Source organism: Maribacter spongiae (genome assembly GCF_047345125.1).
Classification (GTDB): domain Bacteria; phylum Bacteroidota; class Bacteroidia; order Flavobacteriales; family Flavobacteriaceae; genus Maribacter.
Map to the genome: position 1 here is coordinate 39,952 of NZ_JBLFEQ010000009.1, position 15,631 is coordinate 55,582.

At 39.7% G+C, this 15,631-nt stretch carries 15 protein-coding genes; 10 read left to right on the forward strand and 5 right to left on the reverse strand.

All coding sequences use genetic code 11. The annotated features are described in order from the left end of the window. Positions 1–136: 136 nt before the first annotated feature. The 4 genes from ACKWB9_RS12705 to ACKWB9_RS12720 all read left to right on the forward strand — a co-directional run bounded on the left by ACKWB9_RS12705 (position 137) and on the right by ACKWB9_RS12720 (position 2,551). Positions 137–1,417, forward strand: a complete 1,281-nt coding sequence (locus ACKWB9_RS12705) for an RNA polymerase sigma factor (protein WP_414003399.1) — start codon at positions 137–139, stop codon at positions 1,415–1,417. Positions 1,418–1,506: 89 nt separating this feature from the next. Further along, positions 1,507–1,863 (forward strand): YciI family protein, encoded by a 357-nt coding sequence (locus ACKWB9_RS12710; RefSeq protein WP_414003400.1) that lies wholly within the window; start codon positions 1,507–1,509, stop codon positions 1,861–1,863. A gap of 11 nt (positions 1,864–1,874) precedes the next feature. Continuing rightward, a complete protein-coding gene (locus ACKWB9_RS12715; RefSeq protein ID WP_414003401.1) occupies positions 1,875–2,078 on the forward strand; it encodes a hypothetical protein in 204 nt (67 codons plus the stop codon). A gap of 2 nt (positions 2,079–2,080) precedes the next feature. Beyond that, positions 2,081–2,551 (forward strand): YHS domain-containing (seleno)protein, encoded by a 471-nt coding sequence (locus ACKWB9_RS12720; RefSeq protein WP_414003402.1) that lies wholly within the window; start codon positions 2,081–2,083, stop codon positions 2,549–2,551. A gap of 157 nt (positions 2,552–2,708) precedes the next feature. On the opposite strand, the gene ACKWB9_RS12725 is transcribed toward ACKWB9_RS12720, so the two are convergent. Together ACKWB9_RS12725 and ACKWB9_RS12730 are read right to left on the reverse strand one after the other, a co-directional pair. Then, positions 2,709–3,884, reverse strand: a complete 1,176-nt coding sequence (locus tag ACKWB9_RS12725) for a TlpA family protein disulfide reductase (protein WP_414003403.1) — start codon at positions 3,882–3,884, stop codon at positions 2,709–2,711. A 103-nt stretch (positions 3,885–3,987) separates the two neighbouring features. Further along, entirely contained in the window at positions 3,988–4,395 is a 408-nt protein-coding gene (locus ACKWB9_RS12730) for a hypothetical protein (protein ID WP_414003404.1), read from the reverse strand. 98 nt (positions 4,396–4,493) lie between these two features. Here ACKWB9_RS12730 and ACKWB9_RS12735 point away from each other — a divergent pair, with 98 nt between their 5' ends. From ACKWB9_RS12735 to ACKWB9_RS12750, 4 genes are all read left to right on the forward strand, one after another. After that, the gene (locus ACKWB9_RS12735) at positions 4,494–4,889 is read left to right on the forward strand and encodes a hypothetical protein (protein ID WP_414003405.1); all 396 of its coding nucleotides are present in this window, start codon (positions 4,494–4,496) and stop codon (positions 4,887–4,889) included. Between the two features lie 114 nt (positions 4,890–5,003). Next, positions 5,004–7,175, forward strand: coding sequence for an endonuclease MutS2 (locus tag ACKWB9_RS12740; protein WP_414003406.1), 2,172 nt, complete (start codon positions 5,004–5,006; stop codon positions 7,173–7,175). Positions 7,176–7,267: 92 nt separating this feature from the next. Further along, positions 7,268–7,675 carry a thiol-disulfide oxidoreductase DCC family protein gene (locus ACKWB9_RS12745; RefSeq protein WP_414003407.1) on the forward strand — a complete coding sequence of 136 codons (408 nt, stop codon included), beginning with the start codon at positions 7,268–7,270 and terminating at the stop codon, positions 7,673–7,675. Positions 7,676–7,758: 83 nt separating this feature from the next. After that, entirely contained in the window at positions 7,759–8,178 is a 420-nt protein-coding gene (locus tag ACKWB9_RS12750) for a hypothetical protein (protein ID WP_414003408.1), read from the forward strand. Between the two features lie 59 nt (positions 8,179–8,237). On the opposite strand, the gene ACKWB9_RS12755 is transcribed toward ACKWB9_RS12750, so the two are convergent. Then, positions 8,238–9,563, reverse strand: a complete 1,326-nt coding sequence (locus ACKWB9_RS12755) for a dicarboxylate/amino acid:cation symporter (RefSeq protein ID WP_414003409.1) — start codon at positions 9,561–9,563, stop codon at positions 8,238–8,240. Between the two features lie 59 nt (positions 9,564–9,622). Beyond that, positions 9,623–10,687: a chorismate synthase gene (gene aroC, locus ACKWB9_RS12760; RefSeq protein ID WP_414003410.1), complete on the reverse strand. Its 1,065-nt coding sequence runs from the start codon at positions 10,685–10,687 to the stop codon at positions 9,623–9,625. A 205-nt stretch (positions 10,688–10,892) separates the two neighbouring features. Between aroC and ACKWB9_RS12765 the strand changes: the two genes are divergently transcribed. Next, on the forward strand, positions 10,893–11,750 hold the full coding sequence (locus ACKWB9_RS12765) for a UDP-2,3-diacylglucosamine diphosphatase (RefSeq protein ID WP_414003411.1): 858 nt from the start codon (positions 10,893–10,895) through the stop codon (positions 11,748–11,750). Positions 11,751–11,821: 71 nt separating this feature from the next. Here the strand turns inward: ACKWB9_RS12765 and ACKWB9_RS12770 are convergent, their stop codons facing one another. After that, on the reverse strand, positions 11,822–12,706 hold the full coding sequence (locus ACKWB9_RS12770) for a 3-keto-disaccharide hydrolase (protein ID WP_414003412.1): 885 nt from the start codon (positions 12,704–12,706) through the stop codon (positions 11,822–11,824). A 242-nt stretch (positions 12,707–12,948) separates the two neighbouring features. Between ACKWB9_RS12770 and ACKWB9_RS12775 the strand changes: the two genes are divergently transcribed. Then, on the forward strand, positions 12,949–15,597 hold the full coding sequence (locus ACKWB9_RS12775) for a DUF7133 domain-containing protein (protein ID WP_414003413.1): 2,649 nt from the start codon (positions 12,949–12,951) through the stop codon (positions 15,595–15,597). Positions 15,598–15,631: the final 34 nt, after the last annotated feature.

Consider the following 15,631-nt stretch of genomic DNA (forward strand, 5'->3'; position numbering starts at 1 on the left):
TACAAAATGAAAAATCGACATGATGTAGGAAACTCTATATTGTCGTATCCTGTACTAAATAATTCAATTTTATTATATTTCCATAGAATTATCCCGAGTCCATATAGCATATACGTTCACTGTTATAGCTTTATCTATGACCGAAAATGAAACCGATATATCCAATAAAATTGAACACCTGTTTAGGCATGAATATGGTAAACTGGTTGCCGTATTGACCAAAACTTTTGGAACTTCCCATATAGAATTGGCAGAAGACGTTGTACAGGAAGCCATGCTGGAAGCATTGCATAAATGGGCATATACCGGAGTACCCGACAACCCTGTCGGATGGATTTACAAAGTTGCGAAACACAAAGCGCTAAATGTCCTGAACAGGGAAAAACACAAAAAGGAATACGTATCCGAGGTCGCCTATCATTTGCGGTCGGAATGGACATTAGAACCAGCGTTAAAGCATATATTCACGGAAAAGGAAATTGCGGACGATCAATTGCGCATGATATTTACCTGTTGTCATCCCTCCATTTCATCCGACTCACAAGTGGCCCTTACGCTTAAAACACTTTGTGGGTTTAGTATCCCGGAAATTGCAAGGGCATTTCTCACCAATGAGGAAAATATCAATAAAAGATTAGTACGTGCAAGAAAAACGATTAAGGACGCGACCGTTCCCTTTGAGGTGCCCACGGGAAAGGCATTGGAGCAACGGCTCTCGAGCGTTCTTGAAACTATTTACTTATTATTCAATGAGGGTTATAACGCCACTTCTGGCGATACTTTCATACGTTTTGAACTCTGTAGCGAAGCTATCCGACTTGCTGAAATCATCGCTTCCAACTCGATTATAAAATCTTCCAATACTTATGCCTTACTGGCCCTAATGACTCTTAATGCATCACGTTTTAAATCAAGGGTCAATGCGTTCGATCATATCATGGACCTTGAACATCAGGACAGGACCAAATGGGATAGGGATTTAATAAAAAAGGGCCTTTATTATCTGGAATTTGCCACACAACAAAACGAAGTTTCCATATATCACATACTCGCTACCATCTCCGCCCACCATTGCACGGCACCCAATTATGCAACTACGGATTGGAAAAGTATATTGTCTTTGTACGATATGCTCGTTCAGGTGGATAAATCCCCCATTATTCTACTCAACAGGGCCATTGTTTTTTCCAAAACGACCAATCCAAAGGAAGCATTACGATTGTTGGACAACATAGAAAACAATCCTGTTTTTAAGGCTTACCTACCGTTTTATATTACAAAAGCAACACTTCATTTTCAAGATAACGAACCAAAAATTGCGCTTGACCTTTTAAATAAAGCATTGGAACTTCCTTTGGAAAAAGCACATAAAGCATTAATTAACAGTAAAATAGAAGAAATCTCAAAAAATAGTTGATTATTTTTCGAGTTTCATGTCCCTTTTACCGCTCCCCATTTGTCTATGGGGCATAAAACATTTTCAACAAACATTCAAACAAACGAATCATGCAAGAATTTATGATTTTTATCAAGACCAAGGGTGACCATTTGGCCGAGCTTTCACCCGAACAACAACAGGCCCATGTTCAAAAAATAGGTCGGTATATCGGTGGATTAATGGAATCCGGCAAATTAAAAGGCGCGCAACCTTTGGAAATGGACGGGGCGGTCATCCACGGCAACAAAGGCAATTTTAAAGATGGCCCTTTTAACGAGTCTAAAGAGGTTATTGTAGGTTATTTCCACATTCTGGCCGAGAATCTGGAAGAGGCCATTACCATTGCAAAAGCTAATCCCATGTTCGAGAGCCAAGAAGCTACCATTGAAATACGACCGATCAAACAAATGGACGGAATCAACTAAAAAACGACACCATGGAAAAAAACCCACAATTAGAATACGATGGAAAGTGCGCATTTGCCCTGAGTTTAGGCAAAACACCCCCGGTTACCAAAGAAAAATACACCTTGACAAAAAATGGACGGACTTTTTCATTTTTAAATCCCGTCGCAAAGTTCCTGTTCAAAATCCTTCCCAATAGTATTGAAAAAGCGGACAAAGTTTGGCAAAATAGATGATCATGAAAAAAAGCACTAAAATTATACTAGCAGCATTTGTGGCAGTTGTGGCATTGGTATTCATCTTTGCAAAGGTAAAACGTATATCCCCTTTGCCCTGGGGACATAAAATGGTAAACCGATCCATGTTATCGACCAAGGCCATCAACGGATACGATGCCGTTGCCTATTTTACGGAAAACAAGGCATTATTGGGCAAAGAGGCGCATTCCCATCATTGGAAAAATGCAGATTGGTATTTTTTCACGGCCAAAAACAAAAAGATGTTCGTTGAAAATCCTGAAAAATATGCCCCGCAATATGGCGGTTACTGCGCTTTTGCCATTAGTAAAGGGTTTACGGCAAATTCCGACCCCTATGCTTTTGAGATTATTGATAAGAAACTCTATCTTTTTGATAGCGAAAGCATAAAGACGGACTGGAAGGTAAACCTTAAAGAGAATTTACGGAAATGTGAAACCAACTGGAAATAATCAAACGGGAAACCATAGATGCACCTGGGTAATGCCCCCAAGGCAATATTGCCTTGGGGCATTAATTATTCTACAATCATTGTTTAACTGCTTAAAACTAAGGCATTGTGGCGGTATCTGCTATAAGTAATTGTTGAGTGTGTGTAGTATTTTTGTATTATATATTATTTTCAATTTGTTCAATCAGTTTATCTTTATTAAGTCCGACACTTGTATAAATTATTTCCCCTTTTTTGTCAATTAAAAAGAATGTCGGAGCAGCGTAAACTCCATAATCTTTTGATACATTTTTACCATTATACAAAGTAGAAATTTCGACTTTTTGCTTTTCTGAATATTCAATCAAAGCATTAGAAGGTGTATTTGTAAACTCAATTCCATAAATGGATAGCCCTTTGTTTTTATATTTCTTTTGTATTTCGTTTAAAATCGGAGTTGCCTGCACACAGCCCCCACAGTAAGGGAACCAAAACTCAAGTAAAATTAGACTTTTATCTATATTGGAAAGTTTTACTGTTTTACCACCCAAGTCAGATAACTCCCAGTCCGGAGCCATCGTACCAATCCAGTTTTTATTTTTTTTCTTTAACCCTTCGAAATAATCATTGTAAGTAGACCTCAAATAGCCTTTTGGAAATCTGGAATAATTCCAAATTGAGTCATTTTTGGTATTTGAAACTGTATAATTTGAAAATGTTGAATAATTATAACCTTGATTTTTTTGCTGAATATTTCCAAATCGTACAGGAAGATGGTTTTCTTTAGATATAAATAAAACATAATTTATTGAAGTGGTTACCTTTTCTTGTATGGTTGTAAGTTCGCCACCTAACCCAATAAACTTACCTTTCATTGAGATATCAAATTTATAGCAGTCTTTACCAAGAAGTATAGTATCTTGTGAATGAGAAATACTAATAGTGGAATCTTTGACAATTTTAGGAAGCAAATTGCGGAGCACAAAAAATGAATTTTGCATAAAAATTGAACTGACCACTTGCCTTTTTAAGGGTTTCTCATTGTATAATACAAGCTTATCTTTATTTTGACTACTAAATTCTTGTTGACCATTAAAGACTTGTTCCCCGTGGTTTGAAGTAAAATGATATTTAGTACCAATCAAAGTGTCTTTACTGGAAAAGTCAAAATAGCAAGTGGCGCTATCTTTTCTATTTTGATTATATGATTTATTAACATATTCGCTGATTACATCATATTCTATATTGTTTAAAGAAGTCATTTTCAAAATGGTTTCATTCAAAATTTCTTTGTCAGTTTTTTTACAACTAGAAAAAAAGACTAGACTTAACATTAATACTAGATATTTTTTCATTTGGTAATTTTTAAATTAAATTTTTCAGGACGGGTCAGTATTACACACAACGTTTTGTGTAAACCTCTTTTTAATGGGGTTTACATGTTATTGTGTGCTGGTTTTATTCATTCGATTTATATTCAATTCGTACTTTTCCAACATTATTCTCAAATCGTTTTTCTGTTTTAAAAGTCCAAATATTTTTTGGGTGTATAAATTCAACAGTTTCATTTTCAATCCAATTCACCATTAAGATACTGTCAACACTTTGGCTTATTTCCTCAATTTTGTCTGCCACAAATACATTTCCAATATCTTCATTTTTCAATTCATAATCATATCCGTGTATTGAAGCTTGAATCGAATTATTCACTGTTGCATTCCCAATTTTTTCGAATACTATTACTTTCATATTCGATTTTGGATTGTAATATTCTTTGATGAGTCGGTTTTCACTTTTGTCAAAAATTTGACAGCTAACAACCAAAACCAATATTACAATTCCGTAAGTTTTTTTTAAATACTTCATTTTATTCAGCTTGCACACAACAAGTATATAAAGAAAATTACGAGTAGCATTTATTAGGTGTTCAAATTTATTATCTTCAAGCTATCTAAGATAGATCTGTGAATAAAAATCACCTAAAAACCGCCATCTATTTCATCATACCTCTACTTTATTTTACAAGTTGTTCGAAAGAAAAAAAATGTTCGGATTATAAAGTCGGTAGATTCAATTATGTTCTAGAAAATAGACCGGAGTTAATAATTAGGAACGACTCGATCCAAATTGAGATCAATCCCATTACCAAACTCGAAGTCCATTCTTCTCTAGAATGGATTTCCGAATGTGAATATATAATGACCTATGAAACCATATTGAATTATCCGGAAGATGTAAGCGGGCTAATTGGACAGGAAATTAATGTTGAGATATTGGAAACTACACATAATGGCTATAGAGTACGTGCAACAAGTTCGGTAATCGACGATATTTTGGAATTCAGGGTTTCGGATAAATAACTTTAAGATAGTGCCGCTGGGAATATTAAGGACGATAAAGCATTCAAATTCCGTATTTCACCCCCAATCCTTAACTTTGCCGTCCCGGTTACCAACGGGACAGAAACCAGAAAAGTGGCGAACATCCATTCCAAGACCCTTCAAGATTTAGAATTCCCTATCGTTTTACAACAGGTATCCATACGTTGCAATACGACCTTGGGCAAAGAAGCCGCTTTGGATATCGTCCCGTTTCAAGACGAAACCCAAATCAGGGAGGCCTTAGGGAAAACGGCGGAATACCTTTCTTCACTGGAAAGCGATAATCGTGTACCAAACCACGGTTTTGATAGTATCAATGAAGATCTAAAATTGCTCAAAATAGAGAACACCACATTGGAACTGTTGGGATTTAGACGTATTTCCGGCATTTGCAAGACCGTATCCACCCATCAAAAGTTCTTTAAAAAATTCAAGGAATATTTTCCGTTGCTCCATGCATTTTCTTCCCAGTTGGAACCCAATACGGAAATACCGGTATCGATCAATAATGTAATAGATCGTTTTGGTGAAATAAAGGACGATGCTTCCGAAGACTTATATCATATTCGCGGGCAAATAAACCAGGTGCGGGGTAAGATCAGCCATAGTTTTGGTACGGCATTGGCCCTGTACCAATCTTCCGACTATTTGGACGAAATCCGGGAGTCCGTTGTAGAGAATCGCAGGGTACTTGCCGTTAAGGCCATGTACCGTAAAAAGGTCAGGGGCAGTGTTATGGGTACTTCAAAGACAGGTAGCATTGTCTACATAGAACCCGAGGCTGCGTTAAAATACAGCCGGGAACTGAACAATCTCGAATTTGAGGAAAAGGAAGAGATACAACGGATCTTGAATCGATTGACGGATCATATTAGACCATTTAGAGCACTTTTAAGCGATTATCAGGATTTTTTGAGCCAGATAGATGTAACGGCCGCAAAAGCTAAATACGCACAGGATATCAACGCTATCCTGCCCGAATTGAATACGGATAATCGCTTATATCTACGGGATGCTTATCATCCACTTTTATATTTGGGCAATAAACGCAAGAACGAGAAGACGTTTCCACAGACCATTGAATTGCATAGCAAAAACCGGATCATTGTGATTTCGGGTCCCAATGCCGGTGGAAAAAGCATCACTTTAAAAACTATTGGATTACTACAGGTGATGCTACAGAGCGGTATGTTGATTCCGGTCCACGAACGTAGTAAAGTTTGTTTTTTTGATAAGATATTAACGGATATTGGAGACAATCAATCCATTGAAAATCATTTAAGTACGTATAGTTATCGGCTCAAAAACATGAATCAATTCTTAAAACGTTGCAATCATAGGACCTTATTCTTGATAGATGAATTCGGTACCGGTAGCGATCCGGAATTGGGCGGGGCCCTGGCGGAGACTTTTTTAGAGGTCTTTTATGAACGGGGTTCCTATGGGGTCATTACCACCCATTATGCCAATTTAAAGGCTTTGGCCAATGAACTGCCCCATGCCACCAATGCCAATATGCTTTTTGATGGAAAAACACTCGAACCTACCTTTCAATTGGTCTTGGGGCAGGCGGGCAGCTCCTTTACATTTGAGGTGGCACAAAAAAACGGTATCCCCTATTCGCTAATCAACAAGGCCAAGAAAAAAATAGACCGCAGCAAGGTCCGTTTTGATGCTACGATCGCAAAACTGCAGAAAGAACGCAGTAAAATGTCCCAAACCGGTTCCCGGTTGCAAGAGGAAGAGGCTAAGGCGCGGGAAGAAGCCGTTCGTTTAGAAAAACTGAACGCCAAGATAAAGTCCAAATTGGAAAATTATCAGGAATTGTACGATCACGACCAACGTATGATCCAATTGGGAAATAAGGTCAATACCGCAGCGGACAAATACTTTCAGGACAAAAAGAAAAGAATACTGGTCTCCGAACTCCTGCGCATTGTAGAGACCGAAAACAGCAAGCGCAAAAAGAAAACCGCCCAACAAGCGAAAACGGAACGTGCCAAAAAGACACAAATAGCACAGGAAGTCCAAAAAGAGGTCAAGGTTATTCGGGAGAAAAAGAAAATCGAAAAGAAAAAGGCCATTATCAAGGAAAAAAACAAACCAAGGCCCGTTTTTAAAGTGGGCGATCGCGTGCGTATGCAGGACGGCAAATCCGTTGGCAGCATAGATGTACTGGAAAAAAACAAGGCCATTGTAAATTATGGCGTTTTCACTACCAATGTTAGCATAGATCAGTTAGAACTGGTAGAAGCCAAAAAATAACGGTCGGCACACCGGATCATTAAATCGACAAGCTGTTTTTCAAATGCCCTATAAATCTAGGTAATTATTGTACGCTATAGTATCTTTATACCGTGGAGGAAAATAAAAAAATCATTCTTTTTGACGGCGTTTGCAACCTTTGCAACAGTTCGGTCCAATTTGTGATCAACAAGGACGAAAAAGATGAATTCCGCTTTGCGGCCATACAAAGTGAGGTGGGTAAAAAATTAATATCCGAACGCAGTATCGACATCACAAAAGTAGATTCCATCATTTTGATCGACCCAGGAGTAGCCTATTATACGAAATCCGATGCCGCTTTGGAAATTGGCGCCTATTTAAAGGGCTGCCGAACCATTTCTAAAATTTTAATATTGATTCCCAGTAATTTACGAAATATCATATACGATTTTATAGCAAGGAACCGATACAAGTGGTACGGCAAAAAAGAGGTTTGTATGGTCCCGACCATGGAATTGAAGGCCAAATTCTTGGAATGACTTCCGGTTTAGGACCGATATGTCCCTGAAAAGCAACCTATTTGAAGAATTGGCATCTTACTAACAACTAATCCAATGTTATTATGATGAAAGCTACCGCATTTGTCCTACTTTTTGTTTTGACTTTGTTAGGTTGTACCGATACGGATGGTACAAAAGATGCCGATATCCTAAGCGGAACCTGGCAAGTACAAAATATAAGCGGAGGATTCGCCGGAATAGATGATGATTATACTTCCGGTGTCATTACATGGACTTTTGCATCCGTAACGTCAAAGCTAACGGTTGTCAATACCAACGATCCAACAACGGCCATTTATGACGGCCTACCTACCGGAACATATGACTATGCCATACTCCTGGTTCAAAACGAACATTATTTGGAAATTGATGGACAGGAATTTTCCGGAATTTCCTTTTTGGACGGGCAATTGCTCCTTGACCAAAACAATAGGTCCACAGGTTCCGGTGCAGACGGTTTTGTATTGCGTTTTAACCCGTAATTTTTTTTAAGAACGGCCATTCAAGTTTTGATTTGTGAAGTTTCTGGAATTGTTATTTTCTATTTGACCTCATCCAAGTGGTCGTCCCATTCTTTAACGTTCGGTTTTCCCAGTTTATCCACAGATTTGGCCACCATCATGGATACCGCGGCATCACCTGTAATGTTTACCACGGTGCGGAACATGTCCAAGGGCCTGTCCACTGCAAAAATCAATGCCAGGCCAATAGCGAGCTTATCCGATGGAAAGCCTACCGATTCCAATACGATGACCAACATGACCATTCCGGCACCGGGTACGGCCGCAGTGCCTATGGATGCCAATAAAGCCGTTAACACAATGGTCAACTGTGCGGAAAGGGGCAGATCAAAGGCCAGGGCCTGTGCAATAAATACGGCCGCCACACCCTGGTACAGGCTCGTGCCATCCATATTTATGGTAGCTCCCACCGGTAATACAAAACTGGACACCTCTTTATCCACACCAATATGCTCTTCCACACGTTCCATGGTAACCGGCAAGGTCGCCGCACTGGAACTTGTAGAAAAGGCCAATAACTGTGCGGGACTCATTTCCTTAAGAAACCAAAAAGGGTTTTTCTTGGTGAAGAATGTCACTAAAACCCCATAGAACACGATCATGAGCATTAAACCTAAAACGACTACCCCTGCATATTTCAATAAGGCCAAGAGCAGTTCAGAATCGCCTGAGGAAACCACTACATTGGCTAAAAGTGCAAAAACGGCATAGGGAGCGATCAACATGATCAAATCCACCATTTTCAGGACAACATCATTTAAGGAGTCAAAAAAATCTTTTAAGGGTTTTGCCCTTTTCTCCCCGATCAATAGCATTGATATGCCCAAAAATATGGTAAAGAATATCACCTGGAGCATTAATCTATTGTTACTCATTGCGGCAACGGCGTTATCCGGTACCATATCTTCCAAAAATTGTAGCGGACCCGCACTTTTCTGTCTGGTGGCCTCTTCCAATTTGGAAGTAACGCCACTGTTGGAGGCATAAGTATCGGTCAGTTTGGTAATGGTTTCCGTAGAAATGCCATCCCCTGGTTGTAATACGTTTACCAATAAAAGGCCAAGTATAATGGCCACTACGGTCGTACACATATAAATCCCAATGGTTCGCAAACCGATATTCTTAAATTTTGAAATATCCTTAAGGTCCGAAATCCCCTTGACCAAAGAAGCGAGAATCAATGGAATGGCGATCAACTTGAGTAATTTTACAAAAATGGTCCCTAAAGGTTGTATCCAATCGAATACAAAATCCTTTCCCCAATCCACTTGGGTCATCCCAAAACCAAAAAGAATACCCAAGAGCATTCCTATTAAAATTTTCCAATGAAGTTCCAGTTTGCGCATATTAATCTGTTTTGGGGTCAATATACCAAATTGAAAGCAGAAGCCCTAAATGAAAAAGATCAAAGTTTATTGCCCCGTGCGAGCAAGTAATAATCGGCCAAGACCAAAGCGGTCATTGCTTCTACAATAGGTACTGCCCGTGGCACCACACATGGATCATGGCGCCCTTTGCCCTGTGTCTTTATAGTATTCCCATCCTTATCTATGGTCTCATAACCCTGGATAACGGTAGCCACGGGCTTAAAGGCCACGTTAAAATAAATATCCATCCCGTTACTAATACCTCCCTGTATGCCCCCGCTATGGTTTGTTTTGGTGGAGCCGTCGGTATTGAAAGGGTCATTGTGTACGCTTCCCTTCATTTTAACCCCTTCAAAACCACTACCGTATTCAAAACCCTTTACGGCATTAATGGAAAGCATGGCTTTTCCCAATTCCGCATGCAACTTATCAAATACAGGTTCCCCAAGGCCAACGGGAACGTTTTGGGCTACGCAGGTAATAACACCTCCTATGGTATCCCCTTCTTTTTTAACGGATTTAATATACGCCTCCATTTTAGCGGCCATCTGGGGATCAGGGCAGCGTACCGGATTTTTTTCTATTTCGGAAAAATCCAGCTCCTGATAGCTTTTGTCCAATTTTAGTGTCCCTACCTGAGAAACGAACGCATTGATCTTAACATCCTTCAACAATTGTTTTGCAATGGCACCGGCCACTACCCTACTTGCCGTTTCCCTGGCCGAACTCCTTCCACCGCCACGATAGTCCCTAAACCCGTATTTCCGGTCGTAGACATAATCGGCATGTGAAGGTCGGTAAGAATCCTTTATATGCCCGTAGTCCTTGGACTTCTGGTTGGTATTGTGAATGGCAAAGCCAATAGGCGTTCCCGTGGTCTTTTCTTCGAACAAGCCCGAATAAAACACTACCTCATCCGGTTCCTTGCGTTGGGTCACTATGGCGGACTGCCCCGGTTTTCTGCGATCAAGGTCTTTTTGAACTGCATCTAGATCCAACGCTATTCCTGCAGGGCAACCATCTATCACCCCTCCAATAGCCTTACCATGTGATTCCCCAAATGTTGTTACCCTAAAGAAGTTTCCAAAACTGTTTCCCGCCATGTTTTCAATATATAGTTGTGGGCTATTTCAAATTCCGTCAAAGGTAAATCTTAAATGCTTTAAAGAAAAATTTACGCCCGCCTTAATATTCCGTTAACCTTGAGCTGATTTTGTAACGATAATTTAACACTAAACTTAAAAAATATTGATACGGGATAGGTATCTAAAAATACCATTTGGTCTAATTTAGTGACAAAATCCTATTTTGAAAAAACGAAAACTTGAAATAGCCGTTGTTTCCGATATACATTTAGGTACTTATAGGTGCCATGCAGATGAACTACTTGTCTATTTAAGTAGCATACAGCCCAAAACTTTAATTCTAAACGGCGATATTATCGATATATGGCAATTCAGCAAAAGTTATTTTCCACCTTCGCACCTGAACATTGTCAAAAAGATAATTTCAATGGCCTCCAAAGGAACACAGGTCTATTATATTACGGGAAACCATGATAAAATGATGCGCAAGTTTGCGGACACCGCAATGGGAAATATTAAGGTCCGAAACAAACTTATCATGGAACTGGACGGAAAAAGAGCCTGGTTCTTTCATGGTGATGTTTTTGATATCTCCGTACATCGGGCCAAATGGGTAGCCAAATTAGGAAGTTACGGCTATAATTTCCTTATTCTGATAAATCAATGGTTGAATTGGTATTTGCAAAAAATGGGCAAAGAACGATATTCGTTATCCCAAAAAATAAAGGACGACGGTGCAGAAAGAGCGGTCAAATATATTTCGGACTTTGAACAAACTGCCATTGAATTGGCCATTGATAATCATTTTGATTACGTGGTTTGCGGTCACATCCATCAACCTAAAAAAGAACTGGCAGAAACAAAAAAAGGAAAATGCCTATATCTAAACTCGGGCGATTGGGTAGAAAACCTTACAGCCCTGGAATATTCTTTTAAAAGATGGAAGCTTTACAATTACCAGAATGATAAACTTTTGCCTTTTTACATGGATGAAGAACTCAAAGAAATGGACATCAATGAGCTGATAGCTGCTATTACCATGGAAAAGAAGGCAAAAAAGCAAAAAGAAGGGGAAAATTAAAGTTCCAAAAATCAGGACTTACATTCATTCTTTAAGAAATCCTTTTCTTTTGATAATAATTCCCATCCAACTCAATACACACAGGTGGTATTATCCGCTTTTACATAATAAGATTTGTAATTCTTGGCCTTCTTGTCCATACAACCACATAGATCCAACAATTCAATGGACTTGAAATCTATAGGATGGGTTTCTGCCTGAATGGAGATATAACCTTCCTTCAAGGGCGTTCCTTCTTGATATGCTTTTTCCGAGTAACCGCTTATGGAACCTCCCCCAATGGTCGGTTTTCTATATTCCATGACAACCTTATCCTCTAAAATGTGTTGAATTAGAGAGTCCCCAAGCACCAAAGCCTCAACCTCTACCCATTGGTCCCCATGATAGGTGTCCGAGGAAGAACCAACGCAATGTGGTGTAAAAAGCGAATCGTTAAGAACTACATTTGTGCCCGGTGTACACAAATTTGCATTTGTACGATTGTTGGTGCCATTGCCTCCCAATAATTGCAATTCCAATGAAATAGGAAAATCTTGGTCAAGCCCTAAAGAAGAAGGGTCTTGACAATGGAGCATTAAACCATTGTTCCGAACGGCCCACCCAGGCCCGCCAGATTGTTGATCGCCCACAAAACGGTATGTAGCCCTTAGTTTGTAATGGGAATATTTATGCTTGTAATACAGGTGTCCAAAATTACCGTTAAAGGTATCTTTTTCAGCATATCTAACGCTAAGCAGGCTGTCTTTTAGCACAAATCTGTTCTTGTAATTTTCGCCTAACCCGTATCCGGCAAATTTCGGTGTCCAGTCACCCATATCGGAACCATCGAACAATGTTATCCATTCTTCCTTTTCCGGTTCCTTCTCCTGGGGTTTACAATTTGTTATTGCCATAAAGGCAATGAATAATAGCGAAATAATAACCAAATAAGGTCTTAAGGTCAAAATACGGTTCATGATAAATTTGTTTGGTGCTAAATCTAAATAAAAATTAAACGGTTTGCAATTCAGTCAAGTATTTAAGATTCGAATAATACAACGCTCAAACACGATCCATAAATTTTCCAATCGGGAACAGTTATTTATAATATGCTAAAAATTTGATAAAATTTAGGGTTAACTGCATCCATATTTCAAAAATTATGATGATTTATTAGTAACTTCCGGCTTTTTTTGAAATAAATCCAATATTTTCCATCATGCTAAAAAGAATCGGTTTTTCACTCTTTTTTTGTACAATTTTATTTAGTTGCAATAAGAAGCAGACATCCTGTGCTTCAAATGTAAAAGTTATAGACTATCCAAAAACGGATTCTTTGGCCAGTGTATTAAATTGGCCGAAAGATTTAAATATTACTACATTTTCTAGCCCAGAACTGACCCCAAGCCCTGCATGTATGGCCGTTGCCTCTACTGGAGAAGTATTTGTGGGCGTGGACATGATGGGGTCATTGGGCAAGGATATGAACAAGGGACATATTAAGCGCTTGGTAGATTGTGATCACGATGGTATCCTGGATTCATATACCGAATTTGCCCAAGTAAATAACCCGAGGGGTATTTTGGCCATTGGTGATGAAGTATTCGTATTGCATACCACTTTTTCCGAAGAAACCCAGAAAGCGGTAAATATGGATTTGGTAGTCTTTAAAGATGTGGATAAAGATGGTATTGCGGACGGTCCTTCAAAAGTATTGATCAAAAATATAAGTAATCCAAAGTATTTACGGGAAAGAGGCACCGATCATGCTACGAACGGAATCCAAATGGGAATAGACGGTTGGATCTATATTGCTGTTGGCGACTTTGGATTTCATAATGCGACGGATCGCGATGGTACACAATTGACCATGTTGGGCGGGGGTATTGTACGCGTACGTCCAGACGGAACGGAAATGGAAGTCTATACCCATGGCCTTAGAAATATTTATGATGTGGCCATAGATCCCTACATGAATATATTCACCCGAGGTAATACCAATGATGGGGGTGGATGGAACATAAGATTTATTCATCAGATACAAAGTGGGGAATATGGATACCCCGTTCTTTTCAAACATTTTACCGAAGAAATAATTCCTGCTCTTGTTGATGTAGGCGGAGGTTCAGGGACCGGGGCACTTTTTTTGAACGACGACCGTTGGCCCGAGAATTACAATAATGTCCCTATGATGGCCGATTGGGGCAGGAGCTATTTATATATGCACAGACTGGCACAGGATAAAGCCAGTTTTAGGCAAGATGAAGAGCAATTTATCAAACTCCCCCAAATTACCGATGTGGACATTGATGCCGCAGGGGCCATGTACCTTTCCGCATGGGATGGTGCGGGATATTCCGGAAGTCCGGATAAGGGTTATGTAGTCCGGGTAATCCCAAATAATCTGGAGTACGAGGTTTTTCCGGATGTTGAAGATTTTTTCTTGACAAAAAGTGTGGCCGAGCTTTTAAAATCAAACAACGCAAAAACACGATTAAGTGCCCAGTATGAATTGCTGCGAAGGGGAAAAGGAAGTGATGCCGCCCTAGAGATAGCGAAAGACAAAACATTGCCATTGGAAGTACGGGTAGCCGGTGTTTTTACCTATGCCCAATTAATGAACGATAAAGGAATCGATCAATTGATAGCATTGACGGAAGATATGGATATCCAGGAATTTGCCCTGAGGGCCCTGGCCGATAGAAAGGTGAACACGGATAAAATACCTTTAGCACCATTTTTAAAGGCCTTAAAATTGGGATCGGACCGCACAAAGGCGGCGGCAATAGTAGGATTGGGCCGACTGGGAAAAATAGAAGCGGCGGATGTGTTGTTAAACGTAACCGTGCCCGATTCCTTTGTTGCCCCGGCCATGGGTACCGAAGGACCACATGCCAAACCTAATTCGGATATTTTGCTTCCTCATCTGGCCGTAAAGGCCCTAGTGGAAATGAACGCTATGGAAATCTGTATAGCGGCATTGGATTCTGACCGTAAGGAACTGGCACTTTGGGCACTTAGATATATGCACAATCCACAGGTAGTGGATGGATTGATAACTGCATATAAAAATACGACCGAGGATACTTTTAAAGATAAAATAACAAACACTTTGGCCCGTATCTACCACAAAGAAGCTCCATACGATGCATCCTGGTGGTGGAGCACAAGACCGGATACCCATGGACCTTATTATAAGACAAGGCCTTGGGAATCTACCAAAAAAATTAAAACGTTCCTGACCAATGAATGGAAAAAGGAATCCGAAAACGACAAGGATTTTTATGCGGCACTGAACACAAAATACCGATTGGAAATTGATGAGTTCGGAATTATAGAACCTTCCGAACCTAAGGAAGACCTGCCCATTGTTGATTTGGATAACATCAAAAACAAAAAGGGACAAATAGGAAAAGCTTCTATAGAAGATGTGATGATAGCGATCAAACAAATTAAGGGAAATGCCGAACTGGGCAGTAAAATATATAAGGCACAGGCTTGCAATACCTGCCATAGCTTAAAAAGTAGCGAACCGATGAAAGGGCCGTTTATGGGACAAATCGGTTCCATTATGAACAGGGAGCAGATCGCGGAATCCATATTGAAACCCAATGCCTCTATTTCACAAGGATTTTCTACCGTACAGATCCGTACAAAAGGGGAAAAGAATTATATAGGCTTTGTTACCAGTGAATCCGCCTCTGCACTTACCATACGGAATATCGCCGGATTGGCTACGGAGATAAAGAAATCGGATATTTCCGAAAGAAAGGAACTGGAAAATTCCATGATGCCCGTTGGATTGGCCAATGCCCTTAGTTATGAGGAAATGGCCTCATTACTGGCATTTTTGGAGCAGCAGAAATAAATTTTATATTTCTATTAAATTAAATTAGGGAATA

Coding starts and splice junctions, on each gene's coding strand:
- ACKWB9_RS12705 (WP_414003399.1), top strand. CDS start 137: ATGACCGAAAATGAAACCGATATATCCAATAAAATTGAACACCTGTTT.
- ACKWB9_RS12710 (WP_414003400.1), top strand. CDS start 1,507: ATGCAAGAATTTATGATTTTTATCAAGACCAAGGGTGACCATTTGGCC.
- ACKWB9_RS12715 (WP_414003401.1), top strand. CDS start 1,875: ATGGAAAAAAACCCACAATTAGAATACGATGGAAAGTGCGCATTTGCC.
- ACKWB9_RS12720 (WP_414003402.1), top strand. CDS start 2,081: ATGAAAAAAAGCACTAAAATTATACTAGCAGCATTTGTGGCAGTTGTG.
- ACKWB9_RS12725 (WP_414003403.1), bottom strand. CDS start 3,884: ATGAAAAAATATCTAGTATTAATGTTAAGTCTAGTCTTTTTTTCTAGT.
- ACKWB9_RS12730 (WP_414003404.1), bottom strand. CDS start 4,395: ATGAAGTATTTAAAAAAAACTTACGGAATTGTAATATTGGTTTTGGTT.
- ACKWB9_RS12750 (WP_414003408.1), top strand. CDS start 7,759: ATGATGAAAGCTACCGCATTTGTCCTACTTTTTGTTTTGACTTTGTTA.
- ACKWB9_RS12755 (WP_414003409.1), bottom strand. CDS start 9,563: ATGCGCAAACTGGAACTTCATTGGAAAATTTTAATAGGAATGCTCTTG.
- aroC (WP_414003410.1), bottom strand. CDS start 10,687: ATGGCGGGAAACAGTTTTGGAAACTTCTTTAGGGTAACAACATTTGGG.
- ACKWB9_RS12770 (WP_414003412.1), bottom strand. CDS start 12,706: ATGAACCGTATTTTGACCTTAAGACCTTATTTGGTTATTATTTCGCTA.
- ACKWB9_RS12775 (WP_414003413.1), top strand. CDS start 12,949: ATGCTAAAAAGAATCGGTTTTTCACTCTTTTTTTGTACAATTTTATTT.